Annotated in this window: 17 protein-coding genes and 1 pseudogene; 10 read left to right on the top strand and 8 right to left on the bottom strand. The window is 71.9% G+C overall.

Annotation, left to right across the window (positions count from 1 at the left end; translation table 11 throughout):
* The first annotated feature begins 159 nt into the window (after positions 1-159).
* The 5 genes from ABTY20_RS08295 to ABTY20_RS08275 all read left to right on the top strand — a co-directional run bounded on the left by ABTY20_RS08295 (position 160) and on the right by ABTY20_RS08275 (position 7,015).
* A complete protein-coding gene (locus tag ABTY20_RS08295; protein ID WP_351996165.1) occupies positions 160-1,182 on the top strand; it encodes a LacI family DNA-binding transcriptional regulator in 1,023 nt (340 codons plus the stop codon).
* 265 nt (positions 1,183-1,447) lie between these two features.
* Positions 1,448-2,575: a glycoside hydrolase family 12 protein gene (locus ABTY20_RS08290; RefSeq protein WP_351996164.1), complete on the top strand. Its 1,128-nt coding sequence runs from the start codon at positions 1,448-1,450 to the stop codon at positions 2,573-2,575.
* Positions 2,576-2,768: 193 nt separating this feature from the next.
* Entirely contained in the window at positions 2,769-3,845 is a 1,077-nt protein-coding gene (locus ABTY20_RS08285; RefSeq protein WP_351996163.1) for a lytic polysaccharide monooxygenase auxiliary activity family 9 protein, read from the top strand.
* 389 nt (positions 3,846-4,234) lie between these two features.
* Complete coding sequence (locus ABTY20_RS08280) at positions 4,235-5,284, top strand: LLM class flavin-dependent oxidoreductase (protein WP_351996162.1); 1,050 nt, start codon at positions 4,235-4,237, stop codon at positions 5,282-5,284.
* A 192-nt stretch (positions 5,285-5,476) separates the two neighbouring features.
* Positions 5,477-7,015, top strand: a complete 1,539-nt coding sequence (locus ABTY20_RS08275; protein ID WP_351996161.1) for an MFS transporter — start codon at positions 5,477-5,479, stop codon at positions 7,013-7,015.
* An 11-nt stretch (positions 7,016-7,026) separates the two neighbouring features.
* Here the strand turns inward: ABTY20_RS08275 and ABTY20_RS08270 are convergent, their stop codons facing one another.
* Both ABTY20_RS08270 and ABTY20_RS08265 read right to left on the bottom strand, forming a co-directional pair.
* On the bottom strand, positions 7,027-7,884 hold the full coding sequence (locus tag ABTY20_RS08270; RefSeq protein WP_351996160.1) for an endonuclease/exonuclease/phosphatase family protein: 858 nt from the start codon (positions 7,882-7,884) through the stop codon (positions 7,027-7,029).
* Positions 7,885-8,073: 189 nt separating this feature from the next.
* Complete coding sequence (locus ABTY20_RS08265; RefSeq protein ID WP_351996159.1) at positions 8,074-9,582, bottom strand: PTS transporter subunit EIIC; 1,509 nt, start codon at positions 9,580-9,582, stop codon at positions 8,074-8,076.
* A gap of 274 nt (positions 9,583-9,856) precedes the next feature.
* Between ABTY20_RS08265 and ABTY20_RS08260 the strand changes: the two genes are divergently transcribed.
* Positions 9,857-11,059 (top strand): globin domain-containing protein, encoded by a 1,203-nt coding sequence (locus tag ABTY20_RS08260; protein ID WP_351996158.1) that lies wholly within the window; start codon positions 9,857-9,859, stop codon positions 11,057-11,059.
* Between the two features lie 221 nt (positions 11,060-11,280).
* Complete coding sequence (locus tag ABTY20_RS08255; protein WP_351996157.1) at positions 11,281-12,498, top strand: serine hydrolase domain-containing protein; 1,218 nt, start codon at positions 11,281-11,283, stop codon at positions 12,496-12,498.
* A gap of 176 nt (positions 12,499-12,674) precedes the next feature.
* On the opposite strand, the gene ABTY20_RS08250 is transcribed toward ABTY20_RS08255, so the two are convergent.
* Complete coding sequence (locus tag ABTY20_RS08250) at positions 12,675-13,601, bottom strand: GNAT family N-acetyltransferase (protein WP_351996156.1); 927 nt, start codon at positions 13,599-13,601, stop codon at positions 12,675-12,677.
* A 461-nt stretch (positions 13,602-14,062) separates the two neighbouring features.
* Between ABTY20_RS08250 and ABTY20_RS08245 the strand changes: the two genes are divergently transcribed.
* Both ABTY20_RS08245 and ABTY20_RS08240 read left to right on the top strand, forming a co-directional pair.
* Positions 14,063-14,323: an HU family DNA-binding protein gene (locus tag ABTY20_RS08245; protein ID WP_351996155.1), complete on the top strand. Its 261-nt coding sequence runs from the start codon at positions 14,063-14,065 to the stop codon at positions 14,321-14,323.
* A 472-nt stretch (positions 14,324-14,795) separates the two neighbouring features.
* Positions 14,796-15,581 carry a pentapeptide repeat-containing protein gene (locus tag ABTY20_RS08240; protein ID WP_351996184.1) on the top strand — a complete coding sequence of 262 codons (786 nt, stop codon included), beginning with the start codon at positions 14,796-14,798 and terminating at the stop codon, positions 15,579-15,581.
* Positions 15,582-15,668: 87 nt separating this feature from the next.
* On the opposite strand, the gene ABTY20_RS08235 is transcribed toward ABTY20_RS08240, so the two are convergent.
* The 4 genes and pseudogenes from ABTY20_RS08235 to ABTY20_RS08220 form a co-directional block, all read right to left on the bottom strand.
* Positions 15,669-16,202: a CbrC family protein gene (locus ABTY20_RS08235; RefSeq protein ID WP_351996154.1), complete on the bottom strand. Its 534-nt coding sequence runs from the start codon at positions 16,200-16,202 to the stop codon at positions 15,669-15,671.
* Positions 16,203-16,423: 221 nt separating this feature from the next.
* Positions 16,424-16,711: a DUF1876 domain-containing protein gene (locus ABTY20_RS08230; protein ID WP_351996153.1), complete on the bottom strand. Its 288-nt coding sequence runs from the start codon at positions 16,709-16,711 to the stop codon at positions 16,424-16,426.
* 612 nt (positions 16,712-17,323) lie between these two features.
* The gene (locus tag ABTY20_RS08225; protein WP_351996152.1) at positions 17,324-18,865 is read right to left on the bottom strand and encodes an alanine/glycine:cation symporter family protein; all 1,542 of its coding nucleotides are present in this window, start codon (positions 18,863-18,865) and stop codon (positions 17,324-17,326) included.
* An 840-nt stretch (positions 18,866-19,705) separates the two neighbouring features.
* Positions 19,706-19,882 (bottom strand): annotated as a pseudogene (locus tag ABTY20_RS08220) (pirin family protein); the annotation flags it as partial.
* A 255-nt stretch (positions 19,883-20,137) separates the two neighbouring features.
* Between ABTY20_RS08220 and ABTY20_RS08215 the strand changes: the two are divergent.
* The gene (locus tag ABTY20_RS08215; protein WP_351996151.1) at positions 20,138-20,812 is read left to right on the top strand and encodes a tyrosine-type recombinase/integrase; all 675 of its coding nucleotides are present in this window, start codon (positions 20,138-20,140) and stop codon (positions 20,810-20,812) included.
* A gap of 1,483 nt (positions 20,813-22,295) precedes the next feature.
* Here ABTY20_RS08215 and ABTY20_RS08210 read toward each other — a convergent pair.
* Complete coding sequence (locus ABTY20_RS08210; protein ID WP_351996183.1) at positions 22,296-22,829, bottom strand: P-loop NTPase family protein; 534 nt, start codon at positions 22,827-22,829, stop codon at positions 22,296-22,298.
* Positions 22,830-22,880: the final 51 nt, after the last annotated feature.

Raw genomic sequence — 22,880 nt, 5'->3', positions numbered from 1 at the left:
CCGTCCGGTCCGCACCACCCCGTGAGGCCCGCCGGGACGCCGGCCCGACGTCGGCGCCGCCGGCCGGAACCGGTCACCGTCCGGGCGCGCAGCCTGTGCGAAGTACGGCCGTTCCACCCCCCGGTGGTCGTAAGATCTAGTGGTCTCGTGGGGGTGGTCATGCGCAGGCAGCGTCCCGTTACACCGACGCTGGAGGAGGTGGCCGCGCTCGCCGGTGTGGGGCGGGGCACCGTCTCCCGCGTCATCAACGACGCGGCGGGCGTGAAGGACTCGACCCGTCGTGCCGTGCAGCGCGCCATCGCCGAACTGGGGTACGTGCCCAATCTGGCGGCCCGTTCGCTGGCGGGACGGCGTGCCGACGCCGTCGCACTGGTCATGACGGAGCCGGACTGGCGGCAGTTCGGCGAGCCGTTCTTCTCGGAGATCGTCCGGTCCGTCGGCGACGCGCTGACCGACACCAAGGTGCAGCTGCTGCTCACACTGGTCCGCACGGACGCCGAACGGCAGCGTCTGGTGGAGTACGCGCGCGGCGGCCGGGTCGACGGCGTGATGCTGATGTCCGTGCACGCCGAGGACGCGCTGCCCGACATGCTGGCCGACGTGGGACTGCCCACCGTCCTGCTGGGGCGGCGCTCGGGCGAGGAGAGCGTGACCTACGTCGACGCGGACAACGCCGGCGGCGCCTGCGGCGCGGTGGCGCACCTGCTGGGCCTCGGGCGCCGGTCGATCGCGACCATCACCGGACCGCTCGACATGTACGTGGCCCAGTGCCGGCTGCGCGGGTACCGCGAGGCGCTGGAGCGGGCGGGCGTCGAGAGCAGGCCGGCCTGGACGGCCGAGGGGGACTTCTCCGCGGACAGCGGGCGCCGGGCGATGGCCGGGCTCATCGAGCGCGCCCCGGAGATCGACGGTGTGTTCGCCGCGTCGGACACCATGGCCGCGGGCGCGCTCGACGCCCTGCGCGCGGCGGGACGCCGGGTGCCGGAGGACGTCGCGGTGATCGGTTTCGACGACTTCCCGCTCGCCCAGCACACGGCTCCGAAGCTGACCACGGTGCGCCAGCCGCTGGAGGAGATCGGCCGGACGATGGTGCGGCTGCTGCTGGAGGAGATGGAGGAGCCGGAGGTGGCCTGGCGTCACGTCATCCTCCGCACGGAACTGGTGCTGCGCGGCTCCGCCTGACCCGCCTCCCCTCTCCCCGACCGCCTCGGGGGCACCGCGCCATCGAATGTTTCGGGAGCGCTCCCGAGCCCTGGGGCCCTTGAGGATCACCTCGCTGACCTGCGGCTTCGAAATGAATTCGACAGTTTCCCGCGCACAGCCTTGTCAGGGTCATGCGCAGCTTCTACAGTCCCGTTCCGAAACACCAATGGGAGCGCTCCCATCAATGGGGAGAGGGGAGCGCTCCCGCCGTTCGCCCCCCGCACCCTCTCGGAGAGGTCCCCCCATGCGACGGTTACCGCACCACAACCGGGCCCCGCGCGGCCTGCTCGCGACGCTCCTCACCGCTCTCGCCGCGATCGCGGCGCTGGTGACCGGAGCGGCGCCGGCCCAGGCCGACACCACGATCTGCGAACAGTACGGGTCGACCACCGTTCAGGGGCGCTACGTCGTCCAGAACAACCGCTGGGGCACCAGTGCCACCCAGTGCGTCACCGCCACCAACACCGGCTTCCGCGTCGCCCAGGCCGACGGCTCGGTGCCGACCAACGGGGCCCCGAAGTCGTACCCGTCGATCTTCAACGGCTGCCACTACACCAACTGCTCCCCCGGCACCGCCCTCCCCGCGCGGATCAGCAACATCTCCAGCGCGCCCAGCAGCATCTCCTACGGATACGTCGACAACGCCGTCTACAACGCCTCGTACGACATCTGGCTGGACCCCACGCCCAGGACCGACGGCGTCAACCGGACCGAGATCATGATCTGGCTGAACAAGGTGGGCCCGATCCAGCCGATCGGCTCCCAGGTCGGCACCGCCACCGTGGCCGGACGCACCTGGCAGGTGTGGTCGGGCGGCAACGGCTCCAACGACGTGCTGTCGTTCGTCGCGCCCTCGGCCATCAGCAGCTGGAGCTTCGACGTGATGGACTTCGTCCGGGAGACCGTCGCACGCGGCATGGCACGGAACGACTGGTACCTGACGAGCGTCCAGGCGGGCTTCGAACCCTGGCAGAACGGCGCCGGGCTCGCGGTGAACTCCTTCTCCTCCACCGTCAACACCGGCGGCGGGTCGGGAGACGGGCCCGGTGGCCCGGCGGCGTGCACGGTGTCGTACGCCACGAACGTCTGGCCGGGCGGCTTCACCGCGAACGTCACCGTGAAGAACACCGGTTCGTCCGCCGTCGACGGCTGGCGGCTCGCCTTCACCCTGCCCTCCGGCCAGCGCGTCACCAACGCCTGGAACGCGTCCGTCACCCCCGCCTCGGGCGCGGTCACGGCGAGCGGACTCGACGGCACCACGCGGATCGCGCCCGGCGGGAGCCAGAGCTTCGGCTTCCAGGGAACCTACAGCGGCACCTTCGCCCAGCCGAACGGCTTCAGCCTCAACGGCACCGCCTGCACGACCGCGTGACGCGACCGGCGGGCCGCGCGCCCGCCGTGTCCCCGGCCCCGGGGCCCGCTCTTCCTCCCTGCGCCGACAGGGCGGGCACCCGGGCCCGGCCCCCCGAACCCCCCGCCCCTCCGGTTGGCTTCCCTCCCCGGACGGGCGGGGTCTCCACCTCCCGCCCCCGCCCGACCCATTCACTACCGGCACAGGAGAACCCATGGCCTTACGACGGAGATTCGTCTCCCTGGCAGCAGTACTGGCCACCCTCCTCGGAGGGCTCGGCCTGAGCTTCCTCTGGCAGAACGACGCGCAGGCGCACGGCGTGGCGATGATGCCGGGCTCACGCACCTACCTCTGTCAGCTGGACGCCGTCACCGGCACCGGCGGCCTTGACCCGACCAACCCGGCGTGCCGGGACGCGCTGAACCGGAGCGGCTCGTCGGCGCTGTACAACTGGTTCGCCGTCCTCGACTCCAAGGCCGCGGGGCGAGGCGCCGGCTACGTCCCGGACGGCACGCTCTGCAGCGCCGGCGACCGCTCCCCGTACGACTTCTCCGCCTACAACGCGGCCCGCGCGGACTGGCCACGGACACATCTGACGTCCGGGGCGACGGTCAAGGTGAAGTACAGCAACTGGGCCGCGCACCCCGGTGACTTCCGGGTCTACCTCACCAAGCCCGGCTGGTCGCCCACGTCCCAGCTGGGCTGGAACGACCTCGAACTCATCCAGACCGTCACCAACCCGCCCCAGCAGGGCTCGCCGGGCACCAACGGCGGCCACTACAACTGGGACCTGAAGCTGCCCTCCGGGCGCTCCGGCAACGCGCTGATCTTCATGCAGTGGGTGCGTTCGGACAGCCAGGAGAACTTCTTCTCCTGCTCCGACGTCGTCTTCGACGGCGGCAACGGCGAGGTGACCGGCATCCGCAACTCGGGCGGCACGCCGACCCCGGACCCGGACCCGACGGACCCGCCGCCGCACACCGGTTCCTGCATGGCCGTCTACAACGTGGTGAACTCCTGGAACGGCGGTTTCCAGGGCTCCGTCGAGGTGATGAACCACGGGACGTCGCCGCTCGACGGCTGGGCCGTGCAGTGGAAGCCCGGTTCCGGGACCACGATCGGCAGTGCGTGGAACGGCTCCCTGACCAAGGGCTCCGACGGCACGGTGACCGTGCGGAACGTCGATCACAACCGTGTGGTCAACCCCGACGGGAGCGTGACGTTCGGCTTCACGGCCACCTCGTCGGGCAACGACTTCCCGGTGGGCACGATCGACTGCGTGACGTCGTAGCCGTCCTGGACCGGGCGTCACCGGCGGACATTCCCCGCCGGTGACGCCCGGAACGGGCCGAGACCCTTCCCACGAACGGGAGGGAACCGTTCCGGGACGCGGACATCGCGTGGGCGGCCGGTGGTCCCGGCGGGCCCGCGCTCGAGCGGGCGGCTCGGCGTCCGGACGGCGGTCCTGTTCGAAGGGCCGAGCGACACCGCGGCGGTCGACGCATCCGGCCGCCCCGGCCGCAGGCCCGCGTCGTCCTCACCGGCGCCACGGGGGGAGCGGGCGTGCACCCCGTCCGCCGGAAGCGCGCAGTGACCCGTGTGCGCCCTGGCCGGGCGCGGAGCCGGCCTGGACACTGGGCGGGGTCGTACCGATCGTCCGGGACCGGAGAGGACGCGCCCATGAGATTCAGCTACGCCCTGTTACCCGACTATCCGCTGCGGGATTCGCTGGCGTCCATCGAGCTCGCCGACCGGCTGGGCTTCTACGCCTGCTACGCGGCGGACGAGACCTGGCACAAGGACCTGTGGCAGTTGTTCGCGGTGGCCGCCGGCCGGACCCGCACCATCCGCCTGGGGCCCAGCGTCTCCCCCGTCACGCTGCGCGAGCCGACGCTGATCGCCCAGTCCCTGGCCACGCTCGACGAACTCTCCGGCGGCCGGGCCGAGGCCGTGCTGTCCAGCGGCAACTTCGGTCTCCTGGCGCAGTACGGCATCGACTGGACCCGCACCCGGCCCCTGTCCCGCGTCAAGGAGGCGCTGCACGTGGTGCGGACGCTGCTGGACGAGGGCACCCTCACCCACCGCGGCGACTTCTACTCCTACGACGGGCTGTTCACCTTCGCCCGCCCGGTCCAGCAGCGCGTGCCCCTGAAGCTCGGGGCGATGCGGGGGCCCAGGTCCTTCGAGGCGGCCGGCGAACTGTCCGACGGATGCCACCACGCGCTGAGCTACACCGCGGAGGCGTACGAGTACGCCGTCCGCCACATCAGGGCCGGCGCGGAGCGGGCGGGCCGGGACTGGCGTTCCCTCGACATCGGCGCCTGGGTGGTGTTCGCCACCGGGCCCGACTCCGCACGGGCGAAGGAGGCGGCCCGCAGCATGGTGGGGATCTACGCCTCCTCCATGCCCGAGGAGCAGCTGCGCCGCAACGGCGTCGAGCCCGCCGAGCTGAAACCGGTGATCGAGGCGATCGGCGCGGGCGATCTGGCGCGGGGCATCGAACTCACCACGCCGGAGATCGCCGAGCGGCTGTCCGTGTCGGGCACTCCGACCGAGTGCGCGGAGAAGATCCGTACCCAGATCGCGCCCAGCGGTGTGAACCACGTCATCTGCGCCCTCACCGACCGGCGGCTGGTGCGGGCCTTCACCGGCCGGGACCTGGAGGGGGTGGCGGACGCCGACGACCAACTGCGCCTCATCCACGAGGAGATCATGCCCGTGCTGGCCTGAGGGGGTGGGGAGCGGACCCCTTCGGCGCGGGAGCGGACCGGGCCGCACCGGTGAGCCACGGCCCGGCCGCTCCCCACCCCACGGGCCGGACGGACGTCCGCGGACCGCCCCGGCGGCGGGCGGTGCTCGAGTGGTGGGGGCCGGGACGCGCGCGTACGGTCGAACGGTGGACTCCCGAAAGGGTGACCCGACATGACCAGAAGCAGCCCGCGGCCGGCCCCCGCACCACAGAACGCCGCCCAGGGCACCCGCGGCGGCGGAAACGCGATGGCCCTGCTGGTCATCGCGTCGTGCCAGCTGATGGTGGTACTGGACATCACCATCGTGAACATCGCGCTGCCGCACATCCAGCGCTCCCTGGACTTCTCCACCACCAGCCTGTCGTGGGTGGTCAACGCCTACACCCTGACCTTCGGCGGTCTGCTGCTGCTCGGCGGCCGGACCGGCGACATCCTCGGCAGACGGCGCGTCTTCGTCGCCGGCGTGCTGCTCTTCGCGCTGGCCTCGCTGCTCGGCGGGTTCGCCCAGAACTCGGGTCAACTCCTCGCCGCCCGCGCCCTCCAGGGCGTGGGGGGCGCCATCGCCTCCCCGACGTCCCTCGCCCTGATCAGCACCACCTTCCGCGAAGGGCCGGAACGCAACCGGGCCTTCGGGGTCTTCGCCGCGGTGTCGGCGGGCGGCGGCGCGATCGGGCTGCTCGCCGGGGGCGTGCTCGTCGAGTGGCTGAACTGGCGGTGGGTGCTCTTCGTCAACGTCCCGATCGGAGTGCTCATCGCCCTCGCCGCACCACGCTGGATCAAGGAGTCCGGACGCCGCCCGGGCCACTTCGACGTCACCGGCGCGCTGACCTCCACCGCCGGCATGGTGCTGCTGGTCTACGGGTTCATCAGGGCCGCGCAGGACGGCTGGCGGGACCCGCTCACCCTGGCCTCGTTCGCCGTGGCCGTCCTCCTCCTCGCCGGGTTCGTCCTGGTCGAGAGGAGGTCGAGGCAGCCCATCACCCCCCTGCACATGTTCGCCGACCGGAACCGCGCGGGCACGTACGGCATCATGCTGTGCCTGGCCGCGGCGATGTTCGGCATGTTCTTCTTCCTGACGCTCTTCGTGCAGGACGTGCTGGACTTCAGCCCCCTGCGGGCCGGACTCGCCTTCCTTCCGGTCAGCGCGGTCATCGCGATCGGCGCCGGTCTCGCCTCGCGGTTCCTGCCCGTGTACGGGCCCAAGCCCTTCATGGTCGGGGGTGGTGTGCTCGCGGCGGCGGGCCTGGCCTGGCTGACGCTGACCGACGTCCACTCCACCTACGCGGGCAGCGTCCTCGGACCGATGCTGGTCTTCAGCCTCGGCATGGGCATGGAGTTCGTGTCGCTGACCCTGATGGCGCTGTCGGACGTGCCCGTGCAGGAGAGCGGCGCGGCCTCCGGACTCCTCAACGCCACCCAACAGGTCGGCGGATCGCTCGGGTTGTCCATCCTGGTCACGGTGTTCGGTACGGCGAGCGGCAACGAGGCGGAGAAACAGCTCCCGCGCTTCCTGCAGCAGGCGACCCCTGCCGAGCGCCTGCGCTTCCGGCGCACCGGGGAGCTGCCGCCGCCCTGGTCCGACGAGGTCCTCACCTCGGGTGTCTCGGCGGCCTTCGTCACGGCGGCGGTCTTCGCCCTGCTCGCCGCGCTGATCGCCGTCGTGGCGATCCAGGTCCGCCCCTCCGACCTGCAGCGCCTCCAGGGGCGGTGAGGAGGACCCGTTCAGCGGCCGCGCCGGGGGATCCTCAGGTCCGCGACCACGGGCCGGTGGTCCGACGCCTCCGTCGCCACCGTGCGGGCGCCGGTCACCCGGACGCCGGGGGAGACGGTGACCAGGTCGATGCGCTTGACGGGGCCGGCCGCCGGGTACGTCCCGCCGCCGTCGGGAGCGGCGTCGCGCAACCGCTCCCACAGCGGCGCCAGCTCGGGAGCCGTCGCCTCGGCGTTGAAGTCGCCGACCAGGACCTTCGGTCCCCGGTCCGCGGCCAGTACGCCGAGCATGTCCGCCACCTGGGCCGCCCGGACCGACGGGTCGGCCCGGTGGTCCAGGTGCGTGGTGTAGACGCGCACGCGGACGCCCCGTACGTCGACCACCACCTCGGCGAAGCCGGGCGCCGGGGCCGGCACCGGATCGGGTGTCTGGGTGGAGAGCCGGGTGATCTCGTGGTTCTCGGCGGCCGGCACCGGGTGGCGGCTCAGCACGGCGACGCCGAACCGCCGCCGCTCGGCGCCCCCGGCGGCCGGGTCCAGATCGTAGATCGGTGCGAAGAACACCCGCATGTCCAGCTTCCCGGCCAGCGCGCGCGCCTCGTCGGCGAAGTCGCTGCGGGCGCCCCAGTGGACGTCGACCTCCTGGAGGCCGATCACATCGGCGCGCAGGCCGCGCAGGGCCGCCGCGGTGCGGTCGAGGTCGAAGACCCGGTCCTCGCCGATCCCGGCGTGGATGTTGTACGTCGCCACCCGCAGCGGCACCGTCGGGGCGTGCGCCCCGGGGTCGCCGGCGGCCGCGGTCAGCAGGACGGCGGCGGCCACGGCGGCGCCCCGGCCGGTGCGGACAGGACGTCGGGATCCGGGCTGCATGCCTTCTCCAGGTCGGGTGGCGGGAAACCGGCACGGTGCGTTCCGCCGGGACCGCGTTCGGTCACCGCAGCACCGTACCGTCGTCACCACCCGCGGGGAACCCGGCTCCGCGCCGTCGGCACGCAGCCGGACGCACGGCGGTCGGAGCCGACGGGCGTACCGGCGGGCGCGCGGGCGAGGGCCGTCGGGTCACGCCTTCCCGGCGGTCCGCCCCGCCGGGGCGGGCCGGTCCTGCGGCGGAGCGGCGGGCGGCGCGTCGAGTTCCGCGAGCATGGTCCTCGTGAAGCCGAAGCAGTAGGTGGCGAGGAAGCCCGCCGCGTACCCGACGAGCAGACCGGCGGCGTAGACGGCGACCGTCCGCCCCGGTCCGTGGTCGCCGTCGAGGAGGGGGAGGAGCGCCCACCCTGAGGGGCCGATCGCGGTCGAACCGACGTCCGTGCCCAACTGGTTGAAGAGGCCGATGAACGCTCCGCCGAAGGCCCCGCCCGCACAGGCCGTGATGAACGGACGCCCCAGCGGCAGGGACACACCGTAGATGAGGGGCTCTCCGACACCGAGGAAACCGGGCCAGAGCGCGGACTTGACGGTGGTCCGGATCGAGGTGTTGCGGGGCAGCCGGCAGTAGACGGCGATCGCCGCACCGACCTGTCCGGCGCCCGCCATCGCCAGGATCGGCAGCAGGACGGTGAAGCCGGCCCCTTCGATGAGGGTCGTGTGGATGGGGATCAGCGCCTGGTGCAGACCCAGCATGACCAACGGCAGGAAGAGACCCCCGAGGAGGAATCCGGCGCCCGCGCCACCGTGGGACAGCAGACGGTCGGCGGCGTCACCGATCCACGCGGACACCTCGCCGGCGAGGAGCATCAGCCCGAACAGGGTCGCCAGGCCGGCCACGAGCACGGTGACGGTGGGCGTCACCAGGACGTCGACGGTTTCGGGCACCCGGCGCCGGCACCACTTCTCCACGTGCACGCCGAGCCACGCCGCGCCCAGGGCGCCGAGCACACCGCCCTGTCCCGGTGAGAGGTGCCGGCCGAACGCCTCGACGTCCGCCACTCCCGGGTAGACGACGACCGACGCGACGGCACCGCCCAGGACCGGCGTACCGCCGAACTCCCTGGCCGTGTTGTGGCCGACGAAGACGGCGATCAGCGCCATGAACCCGGACGACACGACGGCCAGGGCCGGGGTGAGGCCCGGCAGCCGGTCCAGGTTGACCAGCAGGCCGTTCAGACCGGCGATGACGCCGCAGCCGACGAGCGCGGGGATCAGCGGCACGAAGATGTCCGCGACGCGGCGCAGGCCCCGTTTGAACGGTGTGGCGTTCCTCGTCCCCCGTTCCGCCCGGAGCGCCGCCCCCCGCGCGGCGAGCGCCTCGGCCGTCACCGGGTCCTCCCCGCGGTCCGGGGCGGGAGGCGCCGTCGCGGCCCCGGCCTTCCCCGCCTCGACCAGGGCCTCGAACTCCGGGGTGACCCGCGCCACCGCTCCCGGCCCCAGCACGATCTGGTAGGTGTCGTCCTCGACGACCCCCATGACCGCGGGAAGCGCCTCGAGCCGCTCGTCCTGCACGAGGGACCGGTCGCGCAGCCCCAGCCTGAGGCGGGTCATGCAGTGGGCCACCGACGTCACGTTCCGCGCGCCCCCCACCAGGGGGAGGAGGGCGGCGGCGATGGCGTGGTGCCTGTTCTCTTCGCTCATGCTGCGGTCGCGCCTTGCTGTGAGGGGGGACGGGCGGGATCGAGGATTTCTTTCCGGCGTTCCACTCGAAGCCGAGAGACATTTTCGGCACTTCCGGGCGTCGAGCACGGCGGCGCGCGGGCGGGCCCGGCAGGAGGGAACGGAGCGGCCGAAGCGGGGACCGCGGAGGGTCGCGCAGATCACATCCTCTTAAATGTGAATCTGAAATACCAATTAACTGGCATGCTGGTGCGCGATCCATCCCGCACATCAGTGCCGACGAAGGAGCCAGAGGATGCTCTCCACCCAGTCGATGCCGGTCGTCCGAGCCACGCTGCCCGCCGTCGGAGCCTCCCTCGGCAGCATCACCGAGCTGTTCTACCGCCGTTTGTTCGAGGAGCACCCGGATCTGCTGCGCAACCTGTTCAACCGCGCCAACCAGGCCAGCGGCGCCCAGCGCGAGGCCCTCGCCGGCGCCGTCGCGGCCTTCGCCACCACGCTGGTGGAGCGGCCCGGTGAGCGTCCCGACGCCGTCCTCGGGCGCATCGCCCACAAGCACGCCTCACTGGGCATCACGTCCGACCAGTACACGCTGGTGGGACGGCACCTGATGGGAGCCGTCGGCGAGGTCCTCGGGGACGCCGTGACGCCCGAGGTGGCGGCCGCCTGGGACGAGGTGTACTGGCGCATGGCCAACGCGCTGATCGCCATGGAGGCGCGGCTCTACGCCGGGGCGGGGGTCGAGGGCGGCGCCGTCTGGCGCGACATGGAGATCGCCGACCGCGTCGAGGAGTCGGTCGACGCGGCCTCCTTCGAGCTGCGCCGGCCCGACGGCGCCCCCACCGAGCCGTTCGCCCCCGGCCAGTACGTCGGCGTCCGGGTCGAACTCCCCGACGGGGCGAAGCAGACACGCCAGTACAGCCTCTCCGGCGCCCCCGGCCGCAAGACCTGGCGGATCACCGTGAAGCGGGAGCGTTCCGCCGACGGCCGGGCGCCCGAGGGAGAGGTGTCGTCCTGGCTCCACGCCCATGCCCGCCCGGGCGACCTCCTGAGGGTCTCCCCGCCCTTCGGCGACCTCGTGCTCCCCGAAGGCGACGGCCCGCTGCTGCTCGCCTCCGCCGGCATCGGCGTCACGCCCATGCTGTCGATGCTGGACCACCTGGTCGACACCTCGTCCGGGCGCCACGTCACCGTCCTGCACGCCGACCGCTCCCCCGCCCACCACGCACACCGTCTGGAGACGGAGGAGCTCGTCGGCCGGCTTCCGAACGCCGCGCTGCACGTGTGGTACGAGACGCCCGGGGAGCCGGCGCCGCCCCACGTCCACGAGGGCCTGGCCGACGTGACCCGGCTGCCCCTGCCCGAGGGCGTCAGCGCGTTCCTGTGCGGCCCGCTGCCCTTCATGCGGGCCGTCCGCGGTGACCTGCTCGCCCGGGGGCTCGGCCCGAAGGACGTCCACTACGAGGTGTTCGGCCCCGACCTCTGGCTCAGCAAGTAGGACCGGACGGGGGGCGCGCCGTCACTCGGGCGGTTCGCCCCCTGTCCCACGCGCCGCGACGGCCGGGTTCCTGATGCACCGTCGGCGGCTGATGGTGCACTACCATGCCCCGGGTGCCGCTCCGGCCGCCGGTGGCTTCTCCGACTTCCCCCTGACCAAGGGGAGTTGATCCGATCCGGGGCCGCGGCTCCCTCCGGTTCCCCACCATCAGAAAGATGCGGATGCGGATCAAAGACGTGAGCCTGGCGCTCGTCGGCTCCACCCTGATCGTCGCTCTGGGTGCCTCTCCGGCCCTCGCGGACAGTTCCTCCCTCCCCGCCCCCGACCTCACCGCCGTGCGCGCCGTGCACGGCACCGCCCTCTCCCAGGGCGCTCCCGGAGCGCTCACCCGGATCGACGAGCGGTCCACGACCTACCACGTCGCCACCGGCGAGGCCGACACCGGCGCCCACACGGCGATGGACACCGGCCGCCGGTTCCGCGTGGGCAGCGTCAGCAAGACCTTCACCGCGGTGGTGCTGCTCCAACTCGCCGCCGAGGGACGCGTCGACCTCGACGCCCCGGCCAACCGCTACCTGCCCCGGCCGCTGCCCGACGACCGCATCACCGTGCGGCACCTGCTCAGCCACCGCAGCGGCCTGTACGACTACACCAACGACATGTTCCACGACACCGTCCCGGGTTTCGAGGCGGTCCGGAACAGGGTCTTCAGCTACCAGGAGCTCATCGACCTGTCCACCGCGCGCCCCCTGAACAACGCGCCGGGCGCCGCCTACAGCTACTCCAACACCAACTTCGTCGTGCTGGGGCAGATCGTCGAGCACCTCACCGGCACCCCGGTCGCCACCCAGTACCAGCGACGCATCTTCGCCCCGCTGCGGCTGCGGAACACCTCCTACGTCCATCCGCGGACGACCCTCCCCGGCTCCTACGCCCGCGGTTACCTCCGGCCGGACGACACCACGCTGCCGCTGGTCGACTCCACCGAACAGACCGTCTCCTGGGCCCAGTCCGCGGGCGCGGTCATCTCCAACGGCAAGGACCTCAACCGCTTCTTCTCCGCGCTGCTGTCCGGCAGGCTCCTGCCCGCCGAGCAGCTGGAGGAGATGACCACCATGGTCCCGGTCACCGCGGACGGGAAGCAGTCCTACGGACTGGGGCTCAGGGCCCGCACACTCTCCTGCGGCACCACCGTCTACGGCCACACCGGCACCGTCCAGGGCTACTACACCTATGCCTTCACCACCGCCGACGGCGTCCGCAGCATGACCTCCCTGGCGAACACCTCCAACAACGGAACCGTGAACGCCACACTCGGCGCCACGCTGGACGCCGCCTTCTGCGGCTCCGGTACGGCCACCGCCAAGGCCCTCGCCACGTCCGCCGCCGCGGCCCGCGGTTACACCGAGGACATCGCTCCCCAGGTCGCCCGCGACTGACCCGACGGGCCACCGCGGCCCCGTGCCCCGGCCGGACACCCGTCCGGCCGGGGCACGTGACGGTGCCTCAACGCCCGTACGCGGTCCACCGGCGGCCGGGGCGGCGGGCGGGTGCCGGCACCACGCCGGGCGGACGGCGGGCCGCATGGGCGGGGCGCCCGGGCCGGGCGCCGGCGTCAGCCGACCGTCACCTCCCAGGTGTCGACGGCGTAGTGGACCGTCATGCCGTGACGGTCGTACAACCGGGGCGCCCCGGTGGCGTTCTCGGTGTCCACGCCGAGTCCGACGGTGTCCCGCCCGCGCGCCGCGAACGCCGCGAACGCGTGCCGCAGCAGGAATCCGCCCAGCCCGCGGCCGCGGGCCGCGGGCAGCACACCGAGGCTGCGGATCCACCCCATGGCCTCGCGGTCGTCCCGCGCGAGCAGGAAGCCGACGTCCCCCAGGTCCTCGGTGCCGACGATCCACACCAGGGACCAGTCCAGCCCCTCGGCGTCGATGTCGTGCAGCCACGCCTCACGGGTGCGCGGCTGGAAGTCGAAGTGGTGGGCGAAGGACTCCTGGTACAGCGCGTGGACGCGCGACCGGTCCGCCTCGGCGACGCAGTCGCGCACCCGCACGCCCGCGGGCACCTCGGGGAACGGGTCCCGCGCCGGGTCCAGGGGACGGCGCAGCACGTGGTACCGGCGCACGGTGCGCCAGCCGCGTGCCCGGAGCAGTCCGGTGTCGAGGGTGGGCGCCGCGGTGAGGTGCAGATGCACCACCGCCCGTGCCGCCCCGTTCCCCCGCGCCTTCTCCAGCGCCCTGGCCTCCATCGCCTCCAGCATCCGGGCGGCGGCCTCCTGGTGGTCGGGCAGGACGTACTGGTCGATGTCGATGCGCTCGCCGTCGGACTCGTCCCACAGCAGCCCGTACGCCACCAGACGGTCCCCGTCCCAGGTGAGCCAGGAGTCCCGCTCCAGGTCGGTACCGGGATGCCGCAGATCGGCCTCGACGGTGTGCAGGTCGGTCTCGGGCCGGCCGATCTCGATCTCGTCGACCTCGTTGAGCAGTTCGGTGATGGCGGGCGCGTCGCTGAGCGCCGCCGGGCGCGGTGCGTAGGGCATGAGGCCCAAGAATCCGGTGACCGGGCCCGGAGCACAACGGATTTTCGGGACCGCGGAGCGCACCCCGGGCGGTCGCCGGCGTGGTCCTCGTCCGGCGGTTCCGGGTCGGGGCCGGTGACGGGCCTGGCCGGTGGCCGCGGTCTCCGTGGCGGCACCGCGGGTGCTGGACCTGCCGCCGCCGGACTCGAGACGGGCGCGGACGAACCACCGGGACGGTTCCGGTTCGCGCACCTGCCCGATGAGCACGTCCGGGGTGACGGGGTCGGGGCTCCCGGACAAGCAGCCCCCGGCTGTTCCCCGGCCGTCCGACGCCGTCCGACGCCGTCCGACGGCGGACGGTCACCGGTACGGAGCAGGCCGGGAGGCCGCGACCACTCGCACGCCCGTCAGGAGGTGCACCGGCGGCGGACCGCGGCGATCGTGGCATCACGAGCTTTTCCCTCGGACTCCGGGCAGGACGTATGGACAGGACCCAGTTGATCGAAGCGACCACGGAGAAGGCGGCGGACGACGACGGCCGGCGCACGACCGCCGACGAGGTGGAGCGGGTACTCGATGCAGTTTTCGGCACCGTGGAACACCCGGGTTCGATCGCCGAGGCTCTGAGGCGGGGCGAGGAAGTCCTCCTGGGCAGCTTCGGCAGGTTCCAGCCGGACGGCGGGACGGCCGTGTTCCGTCCGGGCAGGGCGCTCACCGAGTTCCTGCAGGGCACGACGGGCTGAGCCGACCGGACGGCGCCCGGACGGGCACCCCGCCCCGTCTGTGAGAATGGAGGCCGTCCTCGAAGCGCCGCGGGACGCGGTGCTCGTCGTCCCCCCAGGAGCACGCACGGTGTCGCCACAGCACGGAGCCCCTTCCTCCCCCGGAGGACGTCGGCGGTCGTCCGCGGACGAAGTCCGCAAGCGCTCCTCCTCCGCCGGGGAACGCCGGCGGTCGTCCTCCGCCGGCGGGCGGGGGCTCCCGTCCCAGGCGGGTGAGCGCACGCGTCCGTCCGCGGACCGGGACCGTGACGGCGCTGTCCCGGGCGAGGACCGGGAGCGCGGCACCGCGGGCCGCAAGCGCACGAGCCGGCAGGCCGGGAACGACAGGCCCGCCCGCACGCGCCGGCCGGACTCCGGGAACCAGGACCGCAGGCCGCCCCGGGAGGACTCCGAGGCGTCCCGGTCCCCCAGGGCCTCCGAGGACCGTGAGGACCTGCGGGCCGACTGCGCCGCCTGCTTCGGCCTGTGCTGTGCGGCCCTGCCCTTCGCCCGCTCGGCCGACTTCGCCGTCGACAAGCCCGCCGGCCGGCCGTGCTCGAACCTCCGGCAGGACTTCCGCTGCGGCATCCACGCCCGGCTGCGCGACGAGGGCTACCCGGGCTGTACCGTCTTCGACTGCTTCGGCGCCGGACAGAAGGTGTCGCAGGTCACCTTCGGCGGCACCGACTGGCGCCGGGCGCCGCAGACGGCGCGCGCCATGTTCGAGGTCTTCCCCGTCATGCGGCAGCTGCACGAGCTGCTCCGGTACGTCGTCGAGGCCCTCGACCTCGCACCGGCCCGTCCCGTCCACCGGGAACTGCGCAAGGCGCTGGCCCGGATCGACGGCCTGACCCGGGGCAGCGCCGAGTCGATCACCGCCCTGGACGTGAACGCGCTGCGCGGCGAGGTCAATCCGCTGCTGCTGCGGGCCAGCGAGCTGACCCGCGCCCGGGTCCCGGGCCGCAGGAGGAACCACCGCGGGGCCGATCTGATCGGCGCGGAACTGTCCGGCGCCGACCTGCGCGGGGCGAGCCTGCGCGGCGCCCTCCTCGTCGCGGCCGACCTCGGCGGGGCCGATCTGCGCGACGCCGACCTGATCGGCGCCGACCTGCGGGACGCCGACCTGAGCGGCGCGGACCTCACCGGCGCGCTGTTCCTCACCCAGGCACAGCTGAACGCGGCCAGGGGCGACGCGGCCACCGTGCTGCCCCCGACGCTCAGCCGACCCGCTCACTGGTAGGCGCGGGAAGGGCCTGCCCGCGCACCGGCCGACCGCGGCTGACACGCCCGGTCGGCGGTCACCGCGTCCCGCCGGCCCGGGCGGGGGTCAGGACGCGTCGGCGTAGGCGAGGTGGGTGCCGCAGACGGTGCAGCGGAAGAGCATGGCGCTCGCCCCCTCCCCCAGGCGGGTCAGGAAGCGCTCGAGTCGAGCCTCGTCGTGCCGGCCGTCGAGGCGCAGGTCGGTCCGCAGCTGGTCGAGGGCCTCGGGATGTGCCGCGAGCCCGGCGTGTCCGACCTCGCCCACGAAGGCGGCCGCGTCCCGGCAGTGGACGAGCCAGTGCGGATCCTGCCAGGCGTGGAAGCCGGGAGTGCGGCGGGTGACCTCGTGCAGGACCTCCTCGCTGACGCCGTCGAGCCCGTAGGAGTCGGTGAACTCGCCGGCGAAGCGTTCGGAAGCGCTTCCGTCCGCGATGCACCACGGGCAGAAATGCCCGGTGACGTCGTGGGCGGTGTGGAAGGCGGCCGTGTAGATCCACCCCGTGGCGCGCTCGCAACAGGCGCACGTCTCGTCGGACGCGCGGACGGCCCCGGTCGCGAGGGGGTCCGGGTGATAGCGGAAGGAGGGCAGGTCGGCGTTCATCGCCGCTTCCCGACCCGTGCCCCGTCGGCCCCACCACCCACTGATCCCATGCGGAACAGTGTGTCTGCGGGTAAGGCCTTCGATCAAGTGTCCTGGAGGCGGGGAACGGCCGCCGGGCCGGAGCCCGATCCGTCGCCACCCACGACGTCGGCCGGCGGCGCCCACGGTTCACCCGTGCCGTACGGCATGCGTCGTGGCTGCTTCGCCGCGCCGGCCGTGGGTCACGTGAGCCATCCGGTGGCCTGCCGCGTGCCGGACCGCGGCGCCCCCGTGCCCTCGATGTCGCGCTCGGCGGTGCTCAGCAGCCGCTGGGCGATGTTCTGCAGGGCCCGCCCCGCCGCCAGTTCGTCGCCGATCTCCGGCACGTTCTCGTCCGCCGGATGGCAGTGCGCGGTCCCCTGGCCGGTGAGCGACGTGGTGCCGGTGTCCAGCACCACGTGCGCCTTCGTGGTTCCGTCGTCGTCCTCGAAGAGGTGGAGTCGAACCCTCCACTCCGTCGTGTGCGACATCGCCTTCCTCCTCACCTCGGTACGGATCCGGCGGGCGGCCGACGACAGGCCGCCGCCCCCGGCCCACGTGCGCCGCGGAGGGAGCCGGGGCACTCCTGGAGCGGGGGAACCGCCACGTCCGGCACGCCGACGGTCTCCCGGCCGCCCGCGTCGTCGGGTCCGGGCACCGTCGTCCGTCCCTCTTCCCAGCTTCTTACGGGACGGGGGACACCGCCATGCAACCTGCCGTCACCGTGGGCCCCGACGGCTCACCCCCGGACGCGGCGCCGCCACCCGCCGGGAACACCGGCGCGTCCGGGCCCCGTGGCCCGGGCGGCCGTTCGTCACCCACACCGTTCCGTCGCCGCCGCGACGGGAGCCGGGGAACAGCCGTGGCCGGAAGACGTCGCGGTCGCCGGCGGCTCCCCGGAGTCCGTGACCGGCCTGCGGCTGTGGAGCAGCGCCGTTCGGGATTCGGTGACCGACTCACTCACGCAGGTCTCGAACTCCTCGTGACCGCCGAAGACGAGCGGGCCCGCGCACACCGAGGCGCAAGAGGCTCAAGGTGTGCGCGGGCCCTCCCCCGGCCTTCGGCCGGGGCGCCCCCAGGGAGCCGGACCGCAGGGGGTGCGGTCAGGCGGTGGTCCTCACCGACTCCTGGTCTTCGCCGGACTCGTCGTCCGCGATCTCGCCGGCCCTGCGGGCCCGGACGTGCTCCAGGAAGGAGTCGAGCTCGCGCTTGACGACCGGGGCGAGGAGGTAGAGGCCGATGATGTTGATGACGGCGAGCATGAACAGCACGGCGTCGGCCAGGTCGATCAGGGTCTGCAGGGTCAGCAGCGAGCCCGCGACGGCGAACACGGTGTAGACGACCTTGTACGTCACCTCGCTGGCCCGGCTGCGGCCGAAGAGGTGCGTCCACGCCTTGAGGCCGTAGTAGCCCCAGGTCAGCACCGTGGAGATGGCGAACAGCAGCACGGCGACGGTGAGGACGTACGGGAACCAGGGCAGCACCGTCTCGAAGGCGTCGGAGGTGATGGTGACACCGCCGATGTCCTCGCCCGCGCGTGCCTCGCCCCAGCTGGCCGGGTTGGCGATGACGATGGTCAGCGCGGTCATCGTGCAGATGACGACGGTGTCGATGAACGGCTCCAGCAGCGCGACCAGGCCCTCACTGGCGGGGTGCTTGGTCTTGACCGCGGAGTGGGCGATCGGCGCGGAGCCGAGACCGGCCTCGTTGGAGAACGCGGCCCGCTTGAAGCCGATGATCAGCGCGCCGAGCACACCGCCGGCGACGCCCTCGGGGTCGAAGGCGCCCTCGACGATCGTGGCGATCGCGTCCGGCACGGCGGTGACGTTGACCAGGATCACGACCAGGCACGCGGCGATGTAGATGCCGGCCATGGCGGGCACCAGCCTGCTGGTGACGTTGGCGATGGAGCGGATGCCGCCGAGCAGCACGACGCCGACGAGCGCGGCGACGAGGACGCCGAAGAACAGCGCGCCGGCGGAGGAGCCGAGCGCCCCGTCCTCGCCGCCGGTGACGGAGACCAGCTGCGCGTAGGACTGGTTGACCTGGAAGAGGTTGCCGCCGAAGAGGCCGAAGAACAGGATCATGAAGGAGGCGAGGACCGCGAGGACCTTGCCGAGGGTCTTGCCGTTCTTGCCGAAGCGGTCGGCCAGGCCCTTGGGGAGGTAGTGCATGGGACCACCGGAGACGGTGCCGTCGGCGTGCACCTCGCGGTACTTCACGCCGAGGGTGACCTCGACGAACTTGGTGGCCATGCCGAGCAGACCGCACAGGATCATCCAGAACGTGGCCCCGGGTCCGCCGATGGAGACGGCGACGGCCACACCGGCGATGTTGCCGAGGCCCACCGTGCCGGAGACGGCCGCGGTCAGCGCCTGGAAGTGGTTGACCTCGCCGGCCGACCCCTTCTCGTCGTACTTGCCGCGCACCACGTCGAGGGCGAGCCTGAACTTGCGCAGCTGGACGAGGCCGAACCAGGCGGTGAACACCAGGCCGGCGACCACCAGCCAGGCGACGATGAGCGGAAGATCCGTGCCCCCGACGGGAACGGCGTAGAACACGACCTCCCCGAGCCACTTGGCTATGGGCTCGAAGAACCCGCTGACGGACTCGTCGACGGATCGGGTGACGGAGTCGAGTGACACTATGGCTACCTCGATGGCGCGGGACCGGCGCACAGCGGACTGTGCCGGGACGGTGTGCTGTCGTTGAGCGAACGCCGTTGTCCGATCGGCGATCCGGGGGCCCGCTCCGCGGACTCGGAGCGTGATCACCCTGGTCGTACAGTCGGCGTGTCGGCCGACGCTCCGCATCGCGGCGAGGGGTGCTGCCACCTGCGGAGTTGCGCAGTTCTACCACGCCCTTTACACGATGTTTAGTGATGCAGATCACATGACCATCGGTAATGCCCGGAAGTGCCAGCGAGCGATACCGGACCGTTATGCGGACGACTCGATCCGCTCACCGGACATCCCCCGGGCGAGTCCGGCGCGCCGCACCGGGGGTGCACCATCGCGTCCTCGCGAGTGCGGGGACGGCCACGGTCGGCGGCGGAGGATCCCGGCGGTCCTGTCGTCGTGCTCAACCCGCTGCGCTCCAGGGCCTTGACCGAGGCCGTTCCCAGCCGACCGGCCCCCGGTCCCTCCCCGGTGATCACGGGGCCCGTACCGTGCCCGAGCCCCGGGCCGACGGGCTGCCGCGACCGTTGCGCGATTGCGACCCGGCACCGAGGCCACGGTGCGCAAGTGAAGCGCGAGTGCCCGAGGGGAGCCGGCAGCGAACGCCCGCAGCGCCGGCCCCGGTGCGGCCAGGGCCGCTGATCGAGCCGCCCCGCGACGGCCGCACCGGGTGGCGACGGTCATGTCCCCGCTTCAGGGGCCCGGGGGAGGCAGGATCCGAAGGGCTGCCTTCCGGGACGTCCACGCCGCTGGACAGCTGCAGCAGCGATCACGGGATCCGTGGTTCAGGACCCACTCCTGCGCAGGTCAGCGCACCCTCCCTCGCGGCTTCAGCGGTGCGTTCGGCAGTTCCGGCGCGGGCAGCGGGGTCCCGTCGTAACCGTGCACCTCACCGAAACGGGTGGTCCCCGTCGTCCAGTCCTCGCGCGCCTGGACGATGTCGTCGTGCGAACGGCCGATGAAGTTCCACCACATAGCGAACTCCATCAGCTTTTCCGCACGTCAGCGGCGTTTCGGATGCCTGGCGGTCAGCAAACTGTCAGCATCAGTCGCGGGAGTCGGTCGGCCATGGGGCGGGATTCGCTGGTTCGTGGGATGGGGTCGTTCTTCAAGGAGTGTGGGCATCCGCGGTCGCGGTGGTCGAAGTGCCCGCACCCCTACAAGATCCGGTACCGGTCGGCGGCCGGGAAGCAGATGGAGGAGTCGGGGTTCGCGACCCAGGACGATGCCATCGAACGCTTGACGGATGTCTACAAGGCGAAGAAGGCCGCGCCGCGAGGGCGGGCGAAGGCGGAGCGGGTCTTGCTCTACGGGGCGATGCGGTTCGGTGAGTACACTGCGGAGTGGAAGGCTGGCCAGCGTGACCTGGGCCCGGCCTCGGTGTGGCATCTGGAGTCCCTGCTGGAGCACCACATGCTTCCGCTGCTGGGCAGCCGGCGGATGGACACCTTCGATCCCAGGGTCGTCGAGGGCTTCATCCGGTCCATGGAACGCGCCGGCGTGGGCCCGGCCACCCAGGCCAACGCCTTCGACAAACTCAAGGCCATCCTCCTGGACGCCCACCGCCTCGGCCTCTACGACGACCACCCCCTCACCGGCGTCAAACCACCCCAGTACGACCCCAAGCGCGCAGTCATCCCCTCACCCGCACAACTACGGCAGATACGCGAAGCCGGCGACGACCGCTTCCGGCTCATCACCGACCTGATGAGCGGCTGCGGCATGCGCAACGGCGAGGCCGCCGCCGTCAACCTGCGCAACATCGTCGCCGACGACGTCTACCGCATCACCGAACAGGTCAACCAGACCACCGGCCACTACGCCCGCCTCAAACACCGCAAAACCGGCGACTACCGGGACGTCCCCCTGCCCGCCCACGTCAAGAACACGATCGAGTGGTACGCCGACACATAGGGCACCACCAACGGCTACCTGCTGCGCCACCCCCAAGACGCCTCAAAGCCGTTCCCGCACTATTACCTCAACAACCAATGGCAGCGCATCAAGAAAGCCGGCGAGGCCGACATCCCCGAAAGGATGGTGCTCTACAGCTTCCGGCACTTCTTCGCCTCCAACTGCCTCACCCACAACATCCCCATCACCGATGTCGCCGACATGGATGGGTCACAAGAACATCGACGTCACCTTCAAGATCTACCGACACCTCATGCCCGGCACCATCAGCACCGCCGCCACCATCCTCAACCACCACCTCACCGCATAAGTTTCTGTCAGGTGCCCATGAAGGCGTTGGGATCGTGATCAGGGCGGCGACGCTGCATTTACATTCCGCCCCATTATGTTCTTCGCGGTCCGGTAAGAGGGCCACTGGCCTCCGGGCCCGGCAGTCTGTTTCTCCTGCTGATTCGGGACCGTGTTGGTAATCGTCCGGTACTCGCGGCGCCGGGCAGTCCTGTGTCGTACCGGACGGGAAGCGAGCGGAACCGTGATGATCGGCGTGGACGCAGGCAGCGGGGATCGGCTGGCGCTGGGCGTACTGACGCAGTACGGATCGAGCAGACTTGGTGGCGGCTGGCCGGTTGCGTACCGAAGGGCCAACTGATCACTCACCCTGCCGCAGGCCGGACGAACCCGGGCGTGATTTCCCACCTTGTACGGCGTGCAACTCGCCTCCGCGTGCCTGAGAAGCGCGGGCACCGGTCTTCCAGGACGGTGTCCGATTCGACCGCCGTACAGCTGAGGGTCAACCACACACTGACCGTGATGGAGACCGAGCTCGTCTTCATCGAGGACGCCCGCCGTCGCGGCGAGTTGTGCCAGCCGTTGGGCTGGATCCCCGAGATCCGCCACCCGGTCTGAAGCGGCGAGGCCGTCATCCCCGGCGCGGTATCGTCCACGATGACAACGGGTCGACGCTACGGGCGTTCGTGGTAGTCGACCGGGCCCCGATGGGGCCCGAACGCCTCGCCGTCAAGCTGTACTCGTACAAGCGCCTCTATCGCTACATGCCCGTGTTCCCAGCACGCCGGCCGACCTTCCAGGAACCGGCGGTTGGGAAGTGGCGGCGACACTACCTGCTCTTCCCACGCCTCCTGTTCGTCCTGGACGGCACCGGACCTGCCGGTGCCGAGAACAGGATCAGTGCCCTACGCGCGGGGCCGGTCTGCCTGCGCCACCCGCTTCACGTACGACGCCCCCATCCTCGTGGCGCCGCTGACCGACCTGCTCCAGCACGGCCCCTCCGCACCCGTGCGGCGTCCCGCCCATGATCCCGACCAGCAGGTCTCCCGGACTTGGGCATGCTTATCAGCAGGCGTAAGCGCTGACCAGCAGCGGTCAGGGCTGAGTGCGTCACGGCCGCATCTGTGATCGGCCTCATGGCTGGGGCGGGGCCGGCGGCGATTGATGACGGCACGTGGGCGCAGCGGCGCTCCGGTCAGCGGTCCATGGCCGGCAGGTGGGCCAGGCCGGTGTCGAGCATGATGCGGTCAACGGTCTCGTGCAGGACGCTGTCGGCGCCGATGACGGTCTCGAGCCCGCCGGGCAGCAGATCACGCTCCCGGTACCAGTCACGCAGCTGCGTCTCGTTGACGTCATCGGCGATCGGCTTGGTGGCGTGCCGGGCGAGGGTTTCACCGAACGGCACGTCCAAGTAGTACCCATGGGTCGAGCCGCGATGGTCGGCATGCAATTGGGCGAGCATGTCACCATAACGGTCGGAGTAGAGGATGCCTTCAACCACGACGTGGAACCCGGCGTCCAGCGCGTAGCGGGCGGTCAGGTCGATCAGGCCGATGTTCGCCGCTCCCGGTCGGTCCCGTTCACGCAGCACGATGCGGCGGAGGTTGTCCTGGCCGACCAGTGCCAGGCCACGGCCGAACCTTTCGCGGAGTACGGCCGCGACGGACGACTTCCCCGATGCACTGTTGCCGCGCAGCACGATCAGCCGAGTCTCTTCGGTTCCCACCATCACAGAGGTCACGCTACTGGCGGCCGACGACACTGCTTGAGGCGTTCCGAG

Source organism: Streptomyces sp. NPDC126497, assembly GCF_040302425.1.
GTDB lineage: Bacteria > Actinomycetota > Actinomycetes > Streptomycetales > Streptomycetaceae > Streptomyces.
This window is presented reverse-complemented; position numbering and strand designations above follow the sequence as displayed.